Here is an 18,615-nt window from a genome sequence, read left to right on the forward strand (position 1 = left end):
TTCACCTCAGGAGGGCGAAGGCGACGGCCAGCAGGGTCAGCGCCACGGCGGCCTGGGCGAAGTAGAGGTGCACCTGTCCGGTCTGCGGGCGTCTGGCCAGCGTGCCGAGGCGGCCGGCCGCGGCGGCGACGGCTCGTACGAGGCCGTCGAGCCCGGTCTCGAACGGCGCCCTGACGATCCGGGCGGCGGCCAGGCCCGCCCGCGGCACGGCCTCCACGCCGGCGTCGATCCCCCGGTCGTCGAGCCCGGCCGCGGTCCTGGCCAGGGTTCTGACGGCGCGGGCGGCGGCGGTCACAGCGGCGTCCAGGACCCGGTCGTCGAACCGCGCCAGCGCCCCGGCCAGCGCCAGGACCGGGCGCGCGACGAGCACCACGGCCATCCGCTCCAGCCCCATCCACTCCCGGAGAAAGGCCCCGGCCGCACCCACCGGAAGGGGGGTCACGGGAGCGGGGGTGCGGACCAGGATCGTGGCCGCGGACATGGTGAGCGCGGACACGGTGAGCGCGGACACGGTGAGCGCCGCCGCGCCCGACAGGAGCAGGCCGCCCCACGAGGGCGCGGCGGCGTGCGGATCGCCCACCAGCCGCCCCCACGCCTCGAACGCCCCGGGCAGGCCGACCGCGCCGAACCCGGCGGCGGCCAGGGCCAGCACCGGCAGCGGCGCCCGCTCCCAGGGCGTCAGCTCGCGGGCGTCCGCGCGGCCGGGGCCGGGCCGCCAGACCGCGGCCAGCGCCTTGGCCGAGTACGCGGCGGCGAGCAGCCCGGCCGCGAACAGCACCGCGTACAGTCCCGGCTCCCGCACCGCGCCCAGGATCGTGTCCTTGGTCACCCACAACGACAGCGGCGGCACCCCGGCCAGCGCCACCGCCCCGACCCCGAACGCGAGCCCGACCACCGGATACCGCCGTCCCGCCCCGCCCAGCCGCCGCAACGTCTCGGTGCCGAGCGCCGACAGCCAGGCCCCGGCCGCCAGGAACAGCAGGCTCTTCACGGCCGCGTGCGCGACGAGCTGCGCCGCGCCGCCCGCCACCGCCGCCACCCCGGCCGCCGCGACCATGAACCCGAGCTGCGCGCACGTGGAGGCGGCCAGCAACTGCTTCAGCTCCCGCTGCGCGAGCGCGACGGCGCCCAGCAGCAGCGCCGTCAGCGCGCCCGCCCACGCCACCAGGTCGGCCGCCCAGCCGGTGGCGGCGAGCAGCGGCTGCACCCGGAGCAGCAGGTACGCCCCCGCCGCCACCATGGCCGCCGAGTGCAGCAGCGCCGACACGGGGCTGGGCCCGGCCATCGCCCGCGACAACCAGAACGAGAACGGCAGTTGCGCCGACTTGCCCAGCGCCGCCACCACGAGCCCGCCCGCCACCAGGTCCCGCCACGGCGCGGGAAGCCCCGCCGGCCCGTCCGGCGCCGGCGCCCCGCCCGCCCACGACCCCGCGCCCGCCAGGGCCGCTCCGGCCGCGAAGTACAGGCCGAGGTCGGCGGCGCGGGTGGTGAGGAAGGCCACGGCGCCGGAGCGCACCCGCGCGGGATCGTGCCACCAGTAGCCGATGAGCGCGTACGACACCGCGCCCATGACCTCCCACCCCATCAGCAGCAGGACGAGGTCGCCGGCCGTCACGGTCAGCAGCATGGCGCCGACGAAGAGCAGCATGAGCCCGTGGAACCGGGCCGTGCGCAGCTCCCCCGCCGCGAACACCAGCACGCACAACCCCACCGCCGCCACCATGACCACCATGACGGCCGACAGCCCGTCCACGACCAGCCCGTTCGCGAGCAGGCCGTCCCCGGTCAGCCCTGTGCCGGACGACCCCGTGCCGGATGATCCTGTGCCGGATGATCCTGTGCCGGGCAGCAGCCGGACGGGTGTGGCGGGCCGGGTCACGGCAGCGTGCACGGCCAGCGCCAGCGTCAGCACGGCCGCCGTGACAGCCACCCCGGCGGGCACCCCGGCGGCCACCCCGGCGGGCGCGCGCCGCGCCGCCCGTCCCAGGAGCAGCAGCAGGCCGCCCGTCACCGCGGGCAGGACGGGCAGGGCGGGCAGCAGCCACGGGGACGGGTTCACCCTTTCAGATCCCCCGCCTCGTCGGTCAGGTCCACGTCGCGGGCGCGGAAGATCGCGGTGACGACCGCGAAGCCCATGGCCATCTCCAGCGCCATGACGGTGACGGCCACCAGGACGAGGACCTGGCCGTCGGCGGTCCGGGGAGCGACGTAGTGCCAGAAGGCGCCGCCGGCCGCGATGACGCCGTTGATCATGAGTTCCAGGCCCATCATGAGCATGACGATCGACTGCTGGGACAGCACGCCGTACAGGCCGATCGAGAACAGGGCGGCGGCCAGCAGGAGGAAGGTCTGGAGCGTCATCGGTCATACCGTCCGCGGTGCGTGGCGAGCACGACGGTGGCGACCATCGTGGCCAGGATGGCCACGCCGACGACCATCATCACGAGCATCCGCGGCCCCATGATCGCCAGGCCCAGCGCGCGCGTGGGGTCGGCGGGTGGCGGCCCCCGGCGCGCCGGCCACGGCGTCAGGAACGCCCCGGCCGCCAGCAGCACGAAGACGGCTGCCGCGATGATCTTGGCGGCCCGGTCGCCGTGCACCATCTTCATGGGCATCAGGCCGCCGGGGTTCATCATGTACATGATCATGAAGACGGCCATCACCAGCATCTCCATGACCATCATCAGGATGACCAGCACCCCCACGTAGTGCAGGTCGACGAGCAGCAGCGTCCCGCCCACGGCCAGCAGCGAGGCCAGCAGCGCGAACGTGGCCCGCGCCATCGAGTCCACCACGAACACCGCCACGCCGCCCGCCACCGCCAGGACGGCCAGCGCCCAGAACGCCCCCACGCTCACCGCAGCACCACGATTCCGACGACCAGCGTCTGTACGAGCGTGAGCGGGATCAGCACCACCCACGCGAACACCGTGAACCGATCCATCCGTACGGCCGGAACCCGCTGCTTGACCAGCACCAACACGCCCAGGACCGCCGCCGTCTTGAGCGCCGCCCACGCCCAGCCGGGCAGCAGCGGCCCGGCGCCGCCGCCCAGGAACAGCGGCACCGCGGCGGCGGACACGACGACCAGCAGCGCGTACCGGCCGGCCGCGAACAGCAGCCGGTCGGCCCCCGACAGCTCCGCCGGCACCCCGCCCGCCACGTCCCTGCCGACCGGCTGCCCCATCGGCCCCCAGAACGCCATCGCCAGCGCGGAGATCAGGTATACCGCGAACGCGACCGGCATCCACACCGCGAACCACACCCCCCGCTGCGCCGCCACCACGTCCCCGAACCGCAACGACCCCGCGCCCAGCGCCACCGTGATCAGCGCGAACATGTGCGGCAGCTCGTAACCCAGCCCCTGCGCCAGGAAGCGGTACCCGCCGACCAGCGGGTACACGGAGTTGACCCCCCACCCGACGAGCCACAGCGCGCCCCAGACGCACACCTCCATGGCGTTGAACCAGACGATCCCCACGCTCGTGTCGAGCACGGGCGCGCCTCCCAGGGGCAGCACGACGGCGGCGAGGAGCGCGGCGAGCGGCAGCGCGACGACGCCCGCCCGGACGAGCAGCAGGTCGGGTACGAGCGTGCGCCGCCCCCGCTGCGTCACCAGCCGCGCCACCTCCCGCAACGGCGCCCCGACCGCGCTCCCGACCCCGCCCGCCCTGCCGCTCACCCGTCCCAGCCCGGCGTCCAGGGCCGCGGCGGCCCATCCGAACACCACCAGCGCGACCAGCAGCCCCACCGCGTCAGCCACCGCCCGCCGCCGGCCCGGTGGGAAGTCGTTCGAGGTCCGGGTCGAGGCTCGCCACGATCAACCGCGCCACCGCCAGCTCGGCCCCGGCCAGCAGCCCGGGCAGCAGCGCCACCGTCGCCCCGGTCTCCTCCCATCCGCCCCTCCGCCCCCGCCCGGCGCGCGGGGAGGGCCGGGGCAGGGGTCGATGATCGCCGATCTCGCCGAGGGCCTCCCGGGCGCGGTCCAGCCATCCGTACGCCCGATCGAGCACGTCTCCCCGCATCCACTCCGGCACCCCCGGGCCGCCCTCGACCACGCCCAGCCCGCGCAGCATCCACCGCAACACCGCCGACCGGCGCACCCGGCGGGCGAACCGGTCGTAGTCGCGGCTCACCCCGGCCGGCTCCGCCCCCGCCAGCAGCCGGTCCCGCAACCTCCTGGCCTCCCTGGCCGCCGCCGGCCAGCCGGCCACCCCGAGCAGCCGCTGCAGGCTGTCCAGCCGGCCCGCCGCCCTGCGCCGCGCCACCTCACCCCCACCCACCCCCGCTGGACCCCACCCTGGGTCGTCCCAGAACGCGACCCCGGACTCGCCCGGCGGAAGGGCTCTTACCGTCGCCTCCTGGATCAGGTCGCCCTGCAACACCGTCTCGACGACGAGCCCGGCAGGCCAGTCGGCCAGCACCGGCCCCAGCGGCACATGCAGCCGATCCAGCTTCAGCCCGTCCCGATCGTCCCCCCGCCCGGCCATCGCCACGCCCCCGGGCGCCCCCATGCCGTGCTCATGATGCCCACCGTGCCCATGCCCACCGTGCCCATGCCCACCGTGCCCATCACCACCGTGCCCATCCCCTCCGTGACCCCCACCGCCGGGTCGGCCGGGGTCGTCGTGGGGGTCCGCGAGGTGTGTCGTCTCGTCCCCGAGCGCGGTGACCGCCCGGTCCAGGGCGGCGGTGACCTCGCTCACGCCGGTGCGCGCGGTCAGCCGGACCTGGGCCCGGGGGCCGGGCAGCGACTGCCAGACCCGTTCGACGGCCTGGGCCGGCTCCCCCGGTGCCGGGACCCCGCACACCACCATCACCGTGGCCTCGGCCGGCGACAGCGCGACCGGCCAGCCCCGCCGATCGAGCTCGGCCTCCACGAGCAGCCGGGCCCGCGTCCCGTACGGGCAGGCGACGACGAGCACCCGGGGCCGGCGGGCGGCCAGGCGCAGCAGCCATCCCCTCACGCCCACCGGAAGGCCCCTTCGCGCCACGCGTACAGGACGCCCACCAGCAGCAGCCCCAGGAACGCGAACATCTCCACCACGGCCATGGCGCCCACCTCGGCGGCCACGACCGCCCACGGGTACATGAAGATCATCTCCATGTCGAAGGCGAGGAAGACGAGCGTGACCGCGTACCACCGCACGTGGAACCGCGACAGCGCGTGCTCGCGGGGCCATGCCCCCGACAGGAACGGCCCCGCCCCGGCCACGCCACGGGGCGCGAGGAGGAACGAGACCGCGTACACCCCCGCGACCCCGGCCGCGAACAGCCCCACGAGCCCCAGCACCGCACCCATCACCAGCCCCCCGTCCACTCGCTCACCGCTCACCTGGAGAAACCAGGAGAAGCCGACCGCTCACCAGAAGCAGTCAGGGAGCGCCGGAGCGGAGGCCCCGGAGAGGGGCCGGGGTGCGCCCCGACGCGTGCCGCTCGGGAAGGACGGCGTCGCGGGCACACCCCGGCGGTCCGCTACCCGCGCTACCCGGAAATGACGATGGTGTCCGCCGACGGGTCGGACTCCTCCTCCCGCCGCCGTCCCCGTGCCGTCAGCCGCAGCGCCACCGCCGCCAGCAGCGCACCGCCGGCGGCGGCGATGACCAGCGCGTACGCGGGCACGCCGCCACCGTCCCGCGCCCGTCCGGCCGCCGCCGGAGCCACGGCCGGCCCCTGCGAGGCCCCCGGCGTCGCCCCGGCCCCCGCCACCGCCCGCTCCCCTGACTGCCGGCCGGCCTGATCCCCGGGCTGCCTGCCGACCTGATCCCCGGCCTGCTGCCCCGGCTTCTCTCCCGGCCCGAACCCGGGCGGCCGCACCTCGCCCCAGTGGTCCTCGGCGCCGGGGGCGAGCGACATCACCAGGTCCGGCGGCACGGGATTGATCCGCAGCGCGCCGGGCACGGTGAGCAGCCCCACCTCGTACGGCTCGAAGGGCCCCTGGACGCCCTGCACCCGCCACACGCCCTCGGACAGGACCACGGACGTCGCGTAGTGCGCGGCCTCGGGCAGCGCCGTGCCGTCGAACGTCACGCTCCGGCCGTCACCCCGCGTGAACCGCAGCCCGACCGGCTCCATCTTCCCGCTGAAGGGATGGCTGCCGTGCTGCAGCACCCAGAACCCCAGCGCGTACGACTCCCCGGCGGCGAACCGGGACGGCACCGGGTCCAGGTACGTGACCGCCCAGTTCCCGGCCCCGGCAACGGACCCGCCAGCCCCGCCCGTCACGGCGGACCCGGCGGACGCGGCCGGCGCGGCCACGAGCGCCAGCGCACCGGCCACCAGCAGGACCATGATCTTCCTCATGTGACCACCTCCGGTGTAGATACACCGGAGACCCGGCCGGGGTTCTCCCACCCGCAGTCAGAAATGCGACATTTCCTGAAAGGGCGAGCACAATAGAAGAGGCAAGGGCGAGAATCCGGCGAGGAGCGAGGAGGCTTGCGCCGTGTCCGCCGCCGGACGTGAATATCTCACCGCGATGCTCGACGTGCTCGTTTACGAGAACGTCCTGATCGCGTGGCGCCGGGCGCCGCTGGGCGGCTATCTGGTCGTCTCCCATGAGGGCGAGGAGATCAGGCTGACCGCGCAGCAGGCCGAGATGTGGGCGCGCGGCGCGTTCGCCGTCTATCTCGCGCTCGTGGACCAGCGCCGCATCCGCCCCCGCATCCCCGGCGACACCGCCCAGAATTAGCCACGGTGAATGCCCGGGATATGCGGCGGCCATTCTTCTGGCCCCGCTTTTCGCGTCCTGCCCGCCATATCCCGGCTCCGGGCGGCGGCCGGTCCCCCGGCCGCCGCCGCCCCGCCCCTCGGAAGACCTCAGATCGGCTCAGGAAGCCCTGTTGTTCATGAACTGCGAGATCTTCCAGTCCTCGCCCTCGCGCGTGAGCACGAACAGCTCCCGCAGGTTGTTGTCGCCCTGCTTGCTCGTGGCGCGGACGATGGCGTCGTCGCTGCCGGCGTTGCGGGTCTCCTCGACGGTGTGCTCGGCCTGCTTCATGCCGTTGGCGCCCTGGAGCTGCTTCTGGAACAGGGCGCGGATGGCCTGGGCGCCCTCCGCCGTGGGCTGCCCGTTCACCGCGGCCACCGCGTCGTCGGAGAAGGAGTTGACGACCTGGTCCACGTTCCCGGACTTGAGCGCGTCGAAGAAGCCCTGGACGGCGGCCTGCGCCTCCCCGCCGCCCGCGGTGTCGGTCGGCGAGCCCGTGTCGGTGGGAGAGGAGTCGGTGTCCCCCGGCGACATCGAGTCCATGTCCGTGGGCGTGCCGGGGCTCGCCGCCCCCTTCATCGCCTGCGTGTTGTTCCCCGAGGAACAGCCCGCGACCAGGAGGGCGGGCACGATCGCGGCCAGCAGGAGTGCCCTGCACTGAGAAATCTTGCTCATGGCCGCTTTGATGCCCGCGCCGGTCGGCGGCGAATGCGGGGTTTAGGCACTCCGCACGACCCCTTTACCTGCTCCGTGCACAGCTCACGATCTCGCTTCACGCGCATTGGAGAGACCGGTCAGAGCCGCGATCGTTGCCGCCCTGAGACCAGCGCGCCCGGGCGCGCCGATAGCGTCCCTTCAGTGCCGCGAACCCAGGCGAACCCCGAACCCCTTCCGCAGCGCGAGGACGCCGAACGCTGCGACAGCGTCCGGTCCGGGCGGCGCTGTGTGCTTCCGGCGGCCCACCGGGGCGCGCACGTCTACCCGCCCGCCGAAGCGGTGAGCGCGGCGGCCCCCGAGGCGTGAGCCAGGCCGGTCTTCAGGTGGCCGCCGTCCGCGATCCCCCGTTCGAGGCTGACCTCCACGTATCCGCCGTCGCCCACCCGTACCGGGTAGACGGGCACCGACAGCTCCTCGTCGTCGAAGCAGCGCCCGGTCACCAGCGAGTACACCTGCTTGTGCAGCGGCGAGGCCACGGTCGGCTCGCCCTGCCGGGTGCCGACGATGCCGCGCGAGAGCACGTACGCCCCGGTGTAGGGGTCGAGGTTGGACAGCGCGTACAGGTCGCCGTCGTAGGTCAGGAAGACGGCCACCTGGACGCCGTCCACCAGGGCGCAGACGCCGCTCTCGGGGCGCAGCGCGCCGACGGGGCAGATCGGGGTCCAGCTCATCGGGCCATCACCGGCTTGATCTGGCCGCGCTCGCTGGCGAACACGATCGACGGGTCGGGCGTGCCGGGGGCGTTGACGAAGCTGACGAACCTGCTCAGCTTCTCCGGGTCGTCCAGGGTGGCGGCCCATTCGTCGGCGTACGTGGCGATGTGGTGCTCCATCTGCGCGTCCAGGTCGGCGCAGATGCCCAGGGAATCTTCCATGATCACCTCGCGGAGGTAGTCGAGCCCGCCGTCCAGCGACTCGAGCCAGGCGGCGGTGCGCTGGAGCCGGTCGGCCGTGCGGATGTAGAACATCAGGAACCTGTCGATGGTCCTGATCAGCTCCTCCGAGCTCAGGTCGGTGGCCAGCAGGTCGGCGTGACGGGGCTTGAAGCCGCCGTTGCCGCCGACGTACAGGTTCCAGCCCTGCTCGGTGGCGATGATGCCGAAGTCCTTCGACCGGGCCTCCGCGCACTCGCGGGCGCAGCCGGAGACGGCCGACTTGAGCTTGTGCGGCGAGCGCAGGCCGCGGTAGCGCAGCTCCAGCGCGATGGCCATGCCGACGGAGTCCTGCACGCCGTAGCGGCACCAGGTGGAGCCGACGCAGGACTTGACCGTGCGCAGGGCCTTGCCGTACGCGTGACCCGACTCGAACCCGGCGTCCACCAGCCGCCGCCAGATCTCCGGAAGCTGGTCGACGGTGGCCCCGAACAGGTCGATGCGCTGCCCACCGGTGATCTTCGTGTAGAGGCCGAAGTCGCGGGCCACCTCGCCGATCACGATCAGCTTGTCCGGCGTGATCTCGCCGCCGGGGATGCGCGGGACGACCGAGTACGTGCCGTTCTTCTGCATGTTGGCCAGGAACTTGTCGTTGGTGTCCTGGAGGGTGGCCCGCTCGCCCTCCAGCACGTGCCCGTTGTGCAGCGAGGCCAGGATCGAGGCCACGGCCGGCTTGCAGATGTCGCAGCCCCGGCCCGTCCCGTGCCGGGTGATGAGCTCGGAGAACGTCGTGATGCCGCGCACCCGTACGATGTCGAACAGCTCGGCCCGCGAGTACGTGAAGTGCTCGCACAACGCCTTGCTGACCTCGACGCCCGACTTCTCCAGCAGCTGCTTGAGCAGCGGCACGCAGCTCCCGCAGGTCGTGCCGGCCCGCGTGCACGACTTGAGCCCCGGCACGTCGGTGACGCCCTTGTCGGCGATGGCGGTGCGGACGTCGCCCGCGCACACGTTGTTGCAGGAGCAGACCTGCGCCTCGTCGGGCAGGTCGAGGTTCGCGCCGGCCCCGCTGAACAGCAGGTCCGACGGCGAGGCCGGCAGCTCCTTGCCCACGAACGGCCGCAGCTGCGTGTACGGCGAGGCGTCGCCCACGCAGATGCCCCCGAGCAGCGTCCGCGCGTCGTCGCTGATGAACAGCTTCTTGTAGACGCCGCCCACCGGGTCCATGTAGGTGACGTCCAGCGCCCCCTCCATCGCCCCGAACTGCGCCACCTCCACGCCCAGCAGCTTGAGCTTGGTGGACAGGTCGGCTCCGTCGAACGTCGCCGAGCCGCCCATGATCCGGTCGGCGGCGACCTCGGCCATCGTGTTGCAGGGCGCGACGAGCCCGTAGACCATGCCGCCGGCCAGGGCGCACTCGCCCACGGCGTAGATCGCGGGGTCGGAGGTGCGCATGCCGGCGTCCACCACGATGCCGCCCCGGGGGCCCACCTCCAGCCCGGCGGCCCTGGCCAGCTCGTCGCGGGGCCTGATGCCGGCCGAGAAGACGACGACCTGCGCGTCCAGCACGGCGCCGTCCGGCTTGCGCAGCCCGGTCACCTGCTCGCCGTCGTGCACGATCTCCTGCACGCCGGCGCCGGCGTGCACGGCCAGCCCGAGCCCCTCGATGTGCGACTTCAGCACCGAGCCGCCGCCCTCGTCCACCTGGCGCGGCATCAGCCAGGGGCTCATCTCGACGATGTGCGTCTTGAGGCCCAGCGCGCGCAGCGCGTCGGCGGCCTCCAGGCCGAGCAGGCCGCCGCCGACCACGACTCCCTCGGCGGCGTCCTTGGCGGCCGTCCTGATCGCGTCGAGGTCCTCGATGGTGCGGTAGACGAAGGCGTGCTCGGCGCCCGGGACCGGGGGCACGAACGGCGCGGAGCCGGTGGCCAGCACGAGCACGTCGTAGGGCTCGGCGCCACCGTCGGCCAGCGTGACCTGCCTGGTCTCCCGGTCGATGCCGGTGACGCGGGTGTTCAGCCTGGTGACGATCCCGGCGGGCACCTCGTAGGTGAGGTCCTCGGCGCTGGTGCCGGACAGGTAGGAGGTCAGGTGCACCCGGTCGTAGGCCGGGCGCGGCTCCTCCCCGATCACGGTCACGGTGCCGCCGAAGCCCTTGTCCGTGAGGGTCTCCACGAGCCGGTGAGCCGTCGGGCCGTACCCCACGACGACGATCCTGTTCATACCGAAACCCCTTCCTGCTCACAAAGCCAGCCGACGATGCCTTCCACGGCGTCGCGGCAGGTGCCGCATCCCGTCGTGGCCCTGGTGGCGCTCGCCACCGCGGCCACGTCCCTGGCCCCGGCCTCCCAGCACGCCCTGATCTGGCCCTTGGTCACGTTGTTGCACTGGCAGACCTTGGCCGCGTCGGGCATCAGCGTCGGGCTGTCGGCCACGGGCGCCGAGGCGAGCCCGGGGAAGAGCAGCCCGGCGCGGTCGCCGGGCACCGGCCCGCCGCGGTCGAAGAGCTGGGTGAGCGTGCCGACGGCGTCGCTCTCGCCCAGCAGGATCGCGCCCACCAGGCGGCCGTCCCGGATGACGAGCTTGCGGTAGGTGCCGCGGGCCCGGTGGCTGAAGCGGACCACCTCGGCGTGCTCCTCGCCGAGCTGGGTCTCGCCCATGGCGGCCAGCTCGACGCTCTTGGCCTTGAGCCGGGTGACCAGGCGGGAGCCGCGGTAGAGGGCCTTGCCGCCGGTGATGACGTCGGCGGCCACGGCGGCCTGCTCCCAGGCGGGCGCGACCAGGCCGTAGACGGTGCCGTCGTGCTCGGCGCACTCGCCGATGGCGAAGACGGACGGGTCGTCGGTGCGCAGCTCGTCGTCCACGACGACGCCGCGCCGCACCTCCAGGCCCGCCTCGGCGGCCAGGCCGGTGACGGGGCGCACGCCGCAGGCCAGGACGACGAGGTCGCCCTCGACGAGCTCGCCGTCGTCGAGGCGGACGCCGTGCTCCTCGACGCCGGAGGCGGAGACGCCGGTGCGGATGTCGACGCCGAGCCCGGCCAGCGTCTCTCCCAGGACGAGACCGGCCTCGACGTCGAGCTGGCGCTCCATGAGGTGGCCCGCCAGGTGCAGCAGGGTGACCGGGAGGCCGCGCCCGGCCAGGCCGCGGGCGGCCTCGATGCCGAGCAGGCCGCCGCCGACGACCACGGCCCGCCCGGCGCTCTCGGCGCGGGCGAGGATGCGCTCGCAGTCGTCGAGGGTGCGGAACGGGATGGCCCGCTCGACGCCGGGGATCGGCGGCACGATGGCGTGGCTGCCGGTGGCCAGCACGAGCAGGTCGTACGGCTCGCGCCGGCCGCTCTCGGTGACGACGTGCCGGGTGTCCCTGTCGATGTGCGCGACCGCGTCGCCGAAGGCGGCCTCCACGTGGTGGGAGTCGTACCAGGTGGGGTCGAGCAGCCGGACCTGTTCGGGGCGGGAGCTGCCGGCGAGCACGTTCGACAGCAGCACCCGGTTGTAGGGGTGGCGCGTCTCCGCGCCGAAAACGGTGATCTTCATGTGCGGGTCGCGGGTGCGCACCTCGCTCACGAGCCGCGACCCGGCCATCCCGTTGCCCACGACGACGAGCCTCATGAGTCCCTCTCCACCCTGACAGCGCAGACCTTGAACTCCGGCATCCTCGACGTCGGGTCGAGTGCCGGGTTGGTGAGCCGGTTGGCGCCCTCCCAGTGGAAGGGCATGAACACGGTGTCGCGCCTGATGGCGTCGCTGATCCTGGCGACGGCCTTGGCCTCGCCTCTCCTGCTGCTGACGCGCACGACGTCCCCGGCGGTGATGTCGAGCTGCTCGGCCAGATCCGGGTGCAGCTCGACGTACGGCTCGGGGGCGGCCTGGACGAGCGGCGCGATCCTGCGGGTCTGGGCGCCGCTCTGGTAGTGGGCGAGCACCCGGCCGGTGCTCAGGTAGACGGGGTAGTCCTCGTCCACCTCCTCGGCGGCCGGCCGGTGCTGGACGGGGACGAACCTGGCGCGGCCGTCGGGGTGGGCGAACCGGTCGAGGAACGGCCGGGGCGTGCCCGGGTGCTCGGGGGAAGGGCAGGGCCAGAAGACGCCGGTCTCGTTCGCGATGCGCTCGTAGGTGATGCCGGAGTAGTCGGCGGGGCCGCCGGCGCTGGCGCGGCGCAGCTCGTCGAAGACCCTGGCGGGCTCGGTCTCGAAGGTGTGACCCAGGCGCCGGGCCAGGGCGGCCAGGACGTCGAGGTCGCTCCTGACGCCTTCGGGCGGCGTGACGGCGCGGCGGCGGAGCAGGACGCGGCCTTCGAGGTTCGTCATGGTGCCGCTCTCCTCGGCCCACTGGGTGACGGGGAAGACCACGTCGGCCAGGGCGGCGGTCTCGGACATCACGAAGTCGCAGACCACGAGCAGGTCGAGGCCGCCGATCCGGCCGGCGACGTGCTCGGCGGCGGGGGCGGAGATGACCGGGTTGGAGCCGAACAGCAGCAGCGCCTTCGGCCCTTCGGGGGTGCCGAGGGCGTCCAGCAGCTCGTACGCCGACCGCCCCGGCCCCGGGAGGTCCTCGGCGGGGATGCCCCAGACGCGCGCCACGTGCTCGCGGGCGGCCGGGTCGTCGATCTTGCGGTAGCCGGGGAGCTGGTCGGCCTTCTGGCCGTGCTCCCGGCCGCCCTGCCCGTTGCCCTGCCCGGTCACGCAGCCGTACCCGGAGCCCTCCCTGCCGGGCAGCCCGAGCGCCAGGGCGAGGTTGATGAACGCGGTGACCGTGTCGGTGCCCTTGGCGTGCTGCTCGGCGCCGCGCCCGGTCAGGATGTAGGCCCGCTCCACGGCGGCCATGGCCCTGACGGCCTGCCGCATGTGGTGGACGGGCACCCCCGTGACGCGCTCGACCCGCTCGGGCCACCAGGCCGACAACGAGGTGCGGACCTCGTCGAAGCCGGTGGTGCGGGCGGCGACGTACTCCTCGTCGACCAGGCCGTCGGCGATGGCCAGGTGCAGCAGCCCGAGCGCGAGGGCCAGGTCGGTGCCGGGCGTGGGCTGCAGGTGCAGCCAGGCCAGCTTGGCGGTCTGGGTGCGGCGCGGGTCGATGACGATCAGGCGCGGCCCGTCCAGATGGCGCACGAACGGCGGCATCGTCTCGGCGACGTTGCCGCCGGCGATCATGACGACGCCGGCGTCGTCGAGGTCGGTGATGGGGAAGGGCATGCCCCGGTCCAGGCCGAACGCCCTGATGGAGGCGGCGGCGGCCGAGGACATGCAGAAGCGGCCGTTGTAGTCGATCTGGCTGGTGCCGAGGGCGACCCGGGCGAACTTGCCCAGCGTGTACGCCTTCTCGTTGGTCAGCCCACCCCCGCCGAACACGGCCACGGCGTCGGGGCCGTGCTCGGCGCGGATGGCGGACAACCGGTACGCCACGTAGTCCAGTGCGACGTCCCACTCCACGGGCTCGCCGTGCAGGAGGGGGGCGGTCAGCCGCTCGCCGTTGGTGAGCAGCTCACCGGCGGTCCACCCCTTCTGGCACAGCGCGCCCGAGGCGTTGGCCGGGATGTCGGTCCTGGGGCTGATGGCCAGCTCGGGCCCGATCTCCATGCCGCACTGCAGGGCGCAGTACGGGCAGTGCGTCTTCGTCGTCACGTCAGATCCGGGCATAGGCGAGGCTCCCGACGACCTTGACGCCCACCGTCCTGGTGTAGCACCACCAGGTCAGGGCGAAGCAGGACACGTAGAACACCCCGAAGGCGAGGAAGGCCGGGGCGGGGGTGCCGGCGGCGGCGAAGGCCATGCCGAACGCCCGGTTGATGAGGAACCCGCCGAGCGCGCCGACCGCCGAGATGATGCCGATGGCGGCGGAGGCCTGGCGCTTGCCGTACAGCAGGGTCTCCTCGCTCTCGTCGCCGCGCTCGGCGATGGCCTTGGCCTGGAAGATGGCCGGGATCATCCGGTAGGTGGAGCCGTTGCCGATGCCGGCGGTGAGGAAGAGCAGCTGGAAGGCGAGGAAGAACAGCCAGAAGTCGCCGGAGGCGCCGGCCAGCCAGACCAGCAGCACGCCGCCGCCCATGCCGGCGAAGTTCCACAGCGTGACGGGCGCGCCGCCGAGCCGGTCGGCCAGCCAGCCGCCGACGGGCCTGATCAGGGAGCCGACGAGCGGCCCGGCGAAGGCGACGGCGGCGTAGGGGGCGTCGGGGAAGAGGCTCTGGCTCAGCAGGGGGAAGGCGGTGGAGTAGCCGATGAACGAGCCGAAGGTGCCGATGTAGAGGAAGGACATGATCCAGGTCTGGGCCTTGCCCGCCACCGCGAGCTGCGCGCGCGGGTTCGCCTTGGCGCTGGTCAGGTTGTCCATGAAGAACCAGGCGCAGCCGGCGGCCACGACGATGAACGGGATCCAGAACCAGCCGGCGGCGGCCAGCCCGAGCGAGCCGATGACCAGCGGCATGACGAGCTGCACGGAGCTGACGCCGATGTTGCCGCCGGCGGCGTTGAGCCCCAGGGCGACGCCCTGCTTGGCGCGCGGGTAGAAGTAGGTGATGTTGGCCATGCTGGAGGCGAAGTTCCCGCCGCCGAAGCCGGCCAGCGCCGCGATCACCAGGAAGAGCCAGTAGGGGGTGTCCGGGTCGTTCACCGCCACGCCCAGCAACACGGCGGGGATGAGCAGCAGGAACGCGCTGACCACGGTGAAGTTGCGGCCGCCGAACCTGGCAGGGCCGAACGTGTAGGGCACCCGCAACACGGAGCCGATCAGGTTCGGCAGGGCGACCAGCCAGAAGAGCTGGTCGGTGGAGAACTCGTACGAGCCCATGCGGGTGGCGACGATGCTCCACAAGGTCCACACCGTGAAGCCGAGGTGCTCGGCGACGATCGAGAAGATCAGGTTGCGCCGTGCCACCCGCTTGCCTGACCTCTCCCAGAAGGTGGGGTCATCGGGGTGCCACTCGGCGATCCAGCGCGCCATCGACCTCTCCTACGCTCGGCGTCCGGGGATCTCCAAGGTAGGAAGGGCTCGTTACGCACGATGACCGTCCGTGGCGGTGCGTTCGTTACGGGTGATTCACCTCGGTAACAAGACCCGCACAAGCGTCACGCCGGAAACATGCCGGTAATGATCGGTTATCAGGTTCTTCCTGGGGTAACAGCTCCAGACAAGGGGGGAATCATGATCAAAAAGCTGCACCAGATGGGCGTGAAGTCGGGCCACATGTACACCGCCGGCCTCGCCTCGATCGGCCTGGCCTTCGCGAGCTGGATGCTGTCGAAGAAGGCCGAGTCGGCCGGGCTGGACCGGGCCGACCGGTGGGGCATCTTCGTCGGGGAGTGGGCGCCCACGTTCTTCGCGATGGGCATCGCGCTTCGCATGGAGGAGACCCACCGCGAGATCGAAGAGCCGGGCACGAGCATGTTCGACCAGTCGGAGAGCACGCGCTCCCGGTCGCACGCGGGCGTCTGACCGCAGATGTCACGCAGGTCACGTCACGGAGCGTGACCTGCGTGGCATGCGTGGAGGATTCCGTCGGGGGTCTCAGTCGCGCCGCTCGGCGAGGCGGCGCAGGGGCTCGTCGGTCAGCCGGTAGCGATACCAGTCGTCCTGGTTGACCGCGCCGAGCTTCTCGTAGAAGTCGATGGACGGCTGGTTCCAGGTGAGGACCGCCCACTCCAGCCGCTGGTAGCCGCGCTCGGCGCAGATCTCGGCCAGCTTGCGCATCAACGCGACGCCGTGGCCGCCGCCCCGGTGCTGCGGGCGGACGTACAGGTCCTCCATGTAGATGCCGTGCACGCCGCGCCAGGTGGAGTAGGTCAGGAACCACAGCGTGAAGCCCACCACCTCGCCGTCCTGCTCGGCCATGTGCACGAAGGCGGCCGGGTTGTCGCCGAACAGGGTCTCGCGCAGCTGCTCCTCGGTCACGCGCACCTCGTGGGCGGCCTTCTCGTAGGTGGCGAGCTCTCGGATCATGCTGACGATCTCGGGCACGTCAGCGGGCGTTGCAGGACGAATCATGGGATCCAGGGTACGGGTGGCGCGCCCTCGCTCATACGGGCGGCCGCCGGCGCTGAGGGGGACGCTGGGGAACCTGTTGCGCCGGGCGCCTTCCGGCATCCGGGAGACTGGTGCCGCTGAGGCACTCGTGGAGAAAGGTGACACCCATGGAACAGCGCGCGTTGGGGCGTACCGGACGCCAGGTCGGGGTGATCGGGCTCGGCGCCTGGCAGCTCGGCGCCGACTGGGGCCAGGTGACGGAGGACGACGCCGTCGCCACGCTGCGGGCGGCCGTCGACTCGGGCGTCACCTTCATCGACACCGCCGACGTGTACGGCGACGGGCGCAGCGAGCAGATCGTCGGCCGCTTCGCCAAGGACCGCCCCGGGCTCACCGTGGCCACCAAGATGGGCCGCCGGATGGAGCAGGTCCCGGCCAACTACGTGATGGCCAACTTCCGCACCTGGAACGAGCGTTCGCGCAGGAACCTCGGCGTGGACACCATCGACCTGGTCCAGCTGCACTGCCCGCCGACGCCCGTCTACTCGACCGACGCCGTCTACGACGCGCTCGACACGCTGGTGTCGGAGAAGAAGATCGCGGCGTACGGCGTCAGCGTCGAGACGTGCGAGGAGGCGCTGACCGCCATCGCCCGGCCGGGGGTGGCGACCGTGCAGATCATCCTCAACGCGTTCCGGCTCAAGCCGCTGGAGCGGGTCCTGCCCGCCGCCCGCGCGGCCGGGGTCGGCATCATCGCCCGGGTCCCGCTGGCCAGCGGCCTGCTGTCGGGCAAGTACGACGAGCACACGACGTTCTCCCCCGACGACCACCGCGCCTACAACCGGCATGGGGAGGCGTTCGACGTCGGGGAGACCTTCTCGGGCGTCGACTTCGGCACCGGCCTGGAGGCCGTGCGCCGCCTGGCGCCGCTGGTGCCCGAGGGCGTCACGATGGCCCAGTTCGCGCTGCGCTGGGTGCTCGACCAGGAGGGCGTCTCGGTGGTGATCCCCGGCGCCCGCAACCCGGCCCAGGCCACGGGCAACGCGGCGGCCGCCGGCGTGCCGCCGCTCGACGCCGCCACGCTGGCGGCGGTGCGCGACGTCTACGACGACCTCATCCGCCCGCAGGTGCACCACCGCTGGTGACCGCGGCGGATTTGCCCGGGCGCGGAAACGCGGCGGCCCCCCGGTCTACCCAAGCCGGGGGGCCTGAACGACGACCGCCATATCTGAGCGCCGGCGGCGTTTAAGGAAACGGGTCACCTTGATGACGTGTGCTCTGCCGTTGAGCCACCGCCGCATGAGAAGAGCGGCGGGCCGGATTCGAACCGGCACCCCAACGTCTCACAGCCCCTTTCCGATCGGTCCGGCACTCGACGATCAATGCTGAATCTGGAGCGAGAATCTGAATCTCAGACGGCCGCCTCTGCCGATTGGGCCACCGGGGCGCGAATGCCCCGGAGAGGATTCGAACCTCCACCTGCACACCGTCATGTCAGCCTCAGGCCTCAGCCTCAGCTTGCGCTCTCAGCGCACCCTCGCCTCAAGGCGAGGGGGTCCTTGGGTTCATTCGCGTCCGCTCTGCCCGAACAGGTAGGCGAACACCTTCTCGCCGACCTTGCGCTCGACGATCTGGGTGCCGTTCGCCTCCTCCCGCGCGTACTTCACCGCGTCCCGCAGCTTCTCCACGCGCGCCAGCAGCTCGTTGACCCGCCGCTGCGGCAGCGCGCCGGAGAAGGACACCTTCGTCCAGTAACCGACGACGACGTCCTCGTTGTAGACCTGCACCTGCGCCGGGTGCTTGTCGGTGGCCGCCGCCAGCACGTGGTTGCGCGGCACCTTCTTGGTGCGCGTGGTCTTCACCGGATCGGTCCGCCAGGTGTCGGTGGCCTCGTCGCGCGACCAGGTCTCGGCCGGGTCGAGCGTGGGCAGCTTGGACACGAGGGTGTGGACGTCGGCGAGCTGCTTCTCCAGGAAGAGCAGGTAGGTTACCGGCACGTCCTCGATGAGCGCCACGCCGTCGATCTTCACGCTCGCCCTGGCCTCGCAGTTGGCCCAGTCTTTGGTGGCGGTCACGTCGAACAGCCGCGTCAGCGCGGCCCCGACCCCCTTGAGCACCTCGTCCACCTGCACCTGGACGCGCGTCGACTCGGGCGGCAACTGCTCGCCCTCGTCGTCGATCGGCTGGTAGGTGCGGGACAGGCCCGACAGCAGGGGCGCCTTCTGGATCTGGTGGTAGGCGTCCGTCACCTTGCGCTGGACGTCCGACTTCACACCCTTCTCGACTGCGAGGATCTGGTTGAGCTTGGTCACGAACCCGACCATAGGCCCATCGGGGTATCCGCACACCTGATTTTT

Annotated in this window: 18 protein-coding genes; 3 read left to right on the forward strand and 15 right to left on the reverse strand. The window is 72.6% G+C overall.

Annotated features, from left to right (window positions below; translation table 11 throughout):
- Position 1: 1 nt before the first annotated feature.
- The 7 genes from IO39_RS01175 to IO39_RS01205 form a co-directional block, all read right to left on the reverse strand.
- Positions 2-2,059 (reverse strand): proton-conducting transporter transmembrane domain-containing protein, encoded by a 2,058-nt coding sequence (locus tag IO39_RS01175; RefSeq protein WP_211266854.1) that lies wholly within the window; start codon positions 2,057-2,059, stop codon positions 2-4.
- Positions 2,056-2,361: an NADH-quinone oxidoreductase subunit NuoK gene (gene nuoK, locus IO39_RS01180; protein ID WP_043614343.1), complete on the reverse strand. Its 306-nt coding sequence runs from the start codon at positions 2,359-2,361 to the stop codon at positions 2,056-2,058. Before nuoK ends, IO39_RS01175 begins: the two co-directional genes overlap by 4 nt.
- Complete coding sequence (locus tag IO39_RS01185) at positions 2,358-2,858, reverse strand: NADH-quinone oxidoreductase subunit J (RefSeq protein WP_043614347.1); 501 nt, start codon at positions 2,856-2,858, stop codon at positions 2,358-2,360. The genes nuoK and IO39_RS01185 overlap by 4 nt, the downstream gene beginning before the upstream one ends.
- Positions 2,855-3,763 carry an NADH-quinone oxidoreductase subunit H gene (locus IO39_RS01190; protein ID WP_043614351.1) on the reverse strand — a complete coding sequence of 303 codons (909 nt, stop codon included), beginning with the start codon at positions 3,761-3,763 and terminating at the stop codon, positions 2,855-2,857. Before IO39_RS01190 ends, IO39_RS01185 begins: the two co-directional genes overlap by 4 nt.
- The gene (locus IO39_RS01195) at positions 3,756-4,973 is read right to left on the reverse strand and encodes a hypothetical protein (protein WP_043614354.1); all 1,218 of its coding nucleotides are present in this window, start codon (positions 4,971-4,973) and stop codon (positions 3,756-3,758) included. The genes IO39_RS01190 and IO39_RS01195 overlap by 8 nt, the downstream gene beginning before the upstream one ends.
- Complete coding sequence (locus IO39_RS01200; protein ID WP_245641758.1) at positions 4,964-5,335, reverse strand: NADH-quinone oxidoreductase subunit A; 372 nt, start codon at positions 5,333-5,335, stop codon at positions 4,964-4,966. Before IO39_RS01200 ends, IO39_RS01195 begins: the two co-directional genes overlap by 10 nt.
- Positions 5,336-5,484: 149 nt before the next feature.
- Positions 5,485-6,303 (reverse strand): hypothetical protein, encoded by an 819-nt coding sequence (locus tag IO39_RS01205; RefSeq protein WP_157547777.1) that lies wholly within the window; start codon positions 6,301-6,303, stop codon positions 5,485-5,487.
- 142 nt (positions 6,304-6,445) lie between these two features.
- Here IO39_RS01205 and IO39_RS01210 point away from each other — a divergent pair, with 142 nt between their 5' ends.
- Positions 6,446-6,691, forward strand: coding sequence for a hypothetical protein (locus IO39_RS01210; protein WP_043614360.1), 246 nt, complete (start codon positions 6,446-6,448; stop codon positions 6,689-6,691).
- A 138-nt stretch (positions 6,692-6,829) separates the two neighbouring features.
- Here IO39_RS01210 and IO39_RS01215 read toward each other — a convergent pair whose 3' ends face one another.
- The 6 genes from IO39_RS01215 to IO39_RS01240 all read right to left on the reverse strand — a co-directional run bounded on the left by IO39_RS01215 (position 6,830) and on the right by IO39_RS01240 (position 15,238).
- A complete protein-coding gene (locus tag IO39_RS01215) occupies positions 6,830-7,384 on the reverse strand; it encodes a YybH family protein (RefSeq protein WP_084772052.1) in 555 nt (184 codons plus the stop codon).
- Between the two features lie 302 nt (positions 7,385-7,686).
- The gene (gene nirD / locus IO39_RS01220; RefSeq protein ID WP_063765193.1) at positions 7,687-8,097 is read right to left on the reverse strand and encodes a nitrite reductase small subunit NirD; all 411 of its coding nucleotides are present in this window, start codon (positions 8,095-8,097) and stop codon (positions 7,687-7,689) included.
- Entirely contained in the window at positions 8,094-10,520 is a 2,427-nt protein-coding gene (nirB, locus tag IO39_RS01225; protein WP_043614366.1) for a nitrite reductase large subunit NirB, read from the reverse strand. Before nirB ends, nirD begins: the two co-directional genes overlap by 4 nt.
- The gene (locus IO39_RS01230) at positions 10,517-11,911 is read right to left on the reverse strand and encodes an FAD-dependent oxidoreductase (RefSeq protein WP_043614369.1); all 1,395 of its coding nucleotides are present in this window, start codon (positions 11,909-11,911) and stop codon (positions 10,517-10,519) included. Before IO39_RS01230 ends, nirB begins: the two co-directional genes overlap by 4 nt.
- Positions 11,908-13,938: a molybdopterin oxidoreductase family protein gene (locus tag IO39_RS01235; RefSeq protein WP_043614372.1), complete on the reverse strand. Its 2,031-nt coding sequence runs from the start codon at positions 13,936-13,938 to the stop codon at positions 11,908-11,910. Before IO39_RS01235 ends, IO39_RS01230 begins: the two co-directional genes overlap by 4 nt.
- On the reverse strand, positions 13,925-15,238 hold the full coding sequence (locus IO39_RS01240) for an MFS transporter (RefSeq protein WP_043614375.1): 1,314 nt from the start codon (positions 15,236-15,238) through the stop codon (positions 13,925-13,927). Before IO39_RS01240 ends, IO39_RS01235 begins: the two co-directional genes overlap by 14 nt.
- A gap of 201 nt (positions 15,239-15,439) precedes the next feature.
- On the opposite strand from IO39_RS01240, the gene IO39_RS01245 reads away from it, so the two are divergent.
- Entirely contained in the window at positions 15,440-15,730 is a 291-nt protein-coding gene (locus IO39_RS01245) for a hypothetical protein (RefSeq protein WP_043614379.1), read from the forward strand.
- Positions 15,731-15,802: 72 nt separating this feature from the next.
- Here the strand turns inward: IO39_RS01245 and IO39_RS01250 are convergent, their stop codons facing one another.
- Complete coding sequence (locus tag IO39_RS01250; RefSeq protein ID WP_084772054.1) at positions 15,803-16,279, reverse strand: GNAT family N-acetyltransferase; 477 nt, start codon at positions 16,277-16,279, stop codon at positions 15,803-15,805.
- A 146-nt stretch (positions 16,280-16,425) separates the two neighbouring features.
- Here IO39_RS01250 and IO39_RS01255 point away from each other — a divergent pair, with 146 nt between their 5' ends.
- Positions 16,426-17,403 carry an aldo/keto reductase gene (locus IO39_RS01255; protein WP_043614382.1) on the forward strand — a complete coding sequence of 326 codons (978 nt, stop codon included), beginning with the start codon at positions 16,426-16,428 and terminating at the stop codon, positions 17,401-17,403.
- A 420-nt stretch (positions 17,404-17,823) separates the two neighbouring features.
- On the opposite strand, the gene IO39_RS01260 is transcribed toward IO39_RS01255, so the two are convergent.
- The gene (locus IO39_RS01260) at positions 17,824-18,570 is read right to left on the reverse strand and encodes a DUF7873 family protein (protein ID WP_043614808.1); all 747 of its coding nucleotides are present in this window, start codon (positions 18,568-18,570) and stop codon (positions 17,824-17,826) included.
- Positions 18,571-18,615: the final 45 nt, after the last annotated feature.

Source organism: Nonomuraea candida (assembly GCF_000725485.1).
Classification (GTDB): Bacteria; Actinomycetota; Actinomycetes; order Streptosporangiales; family Streptosporangiaceae; genus Nonomuraea; species Nonomuraea candida.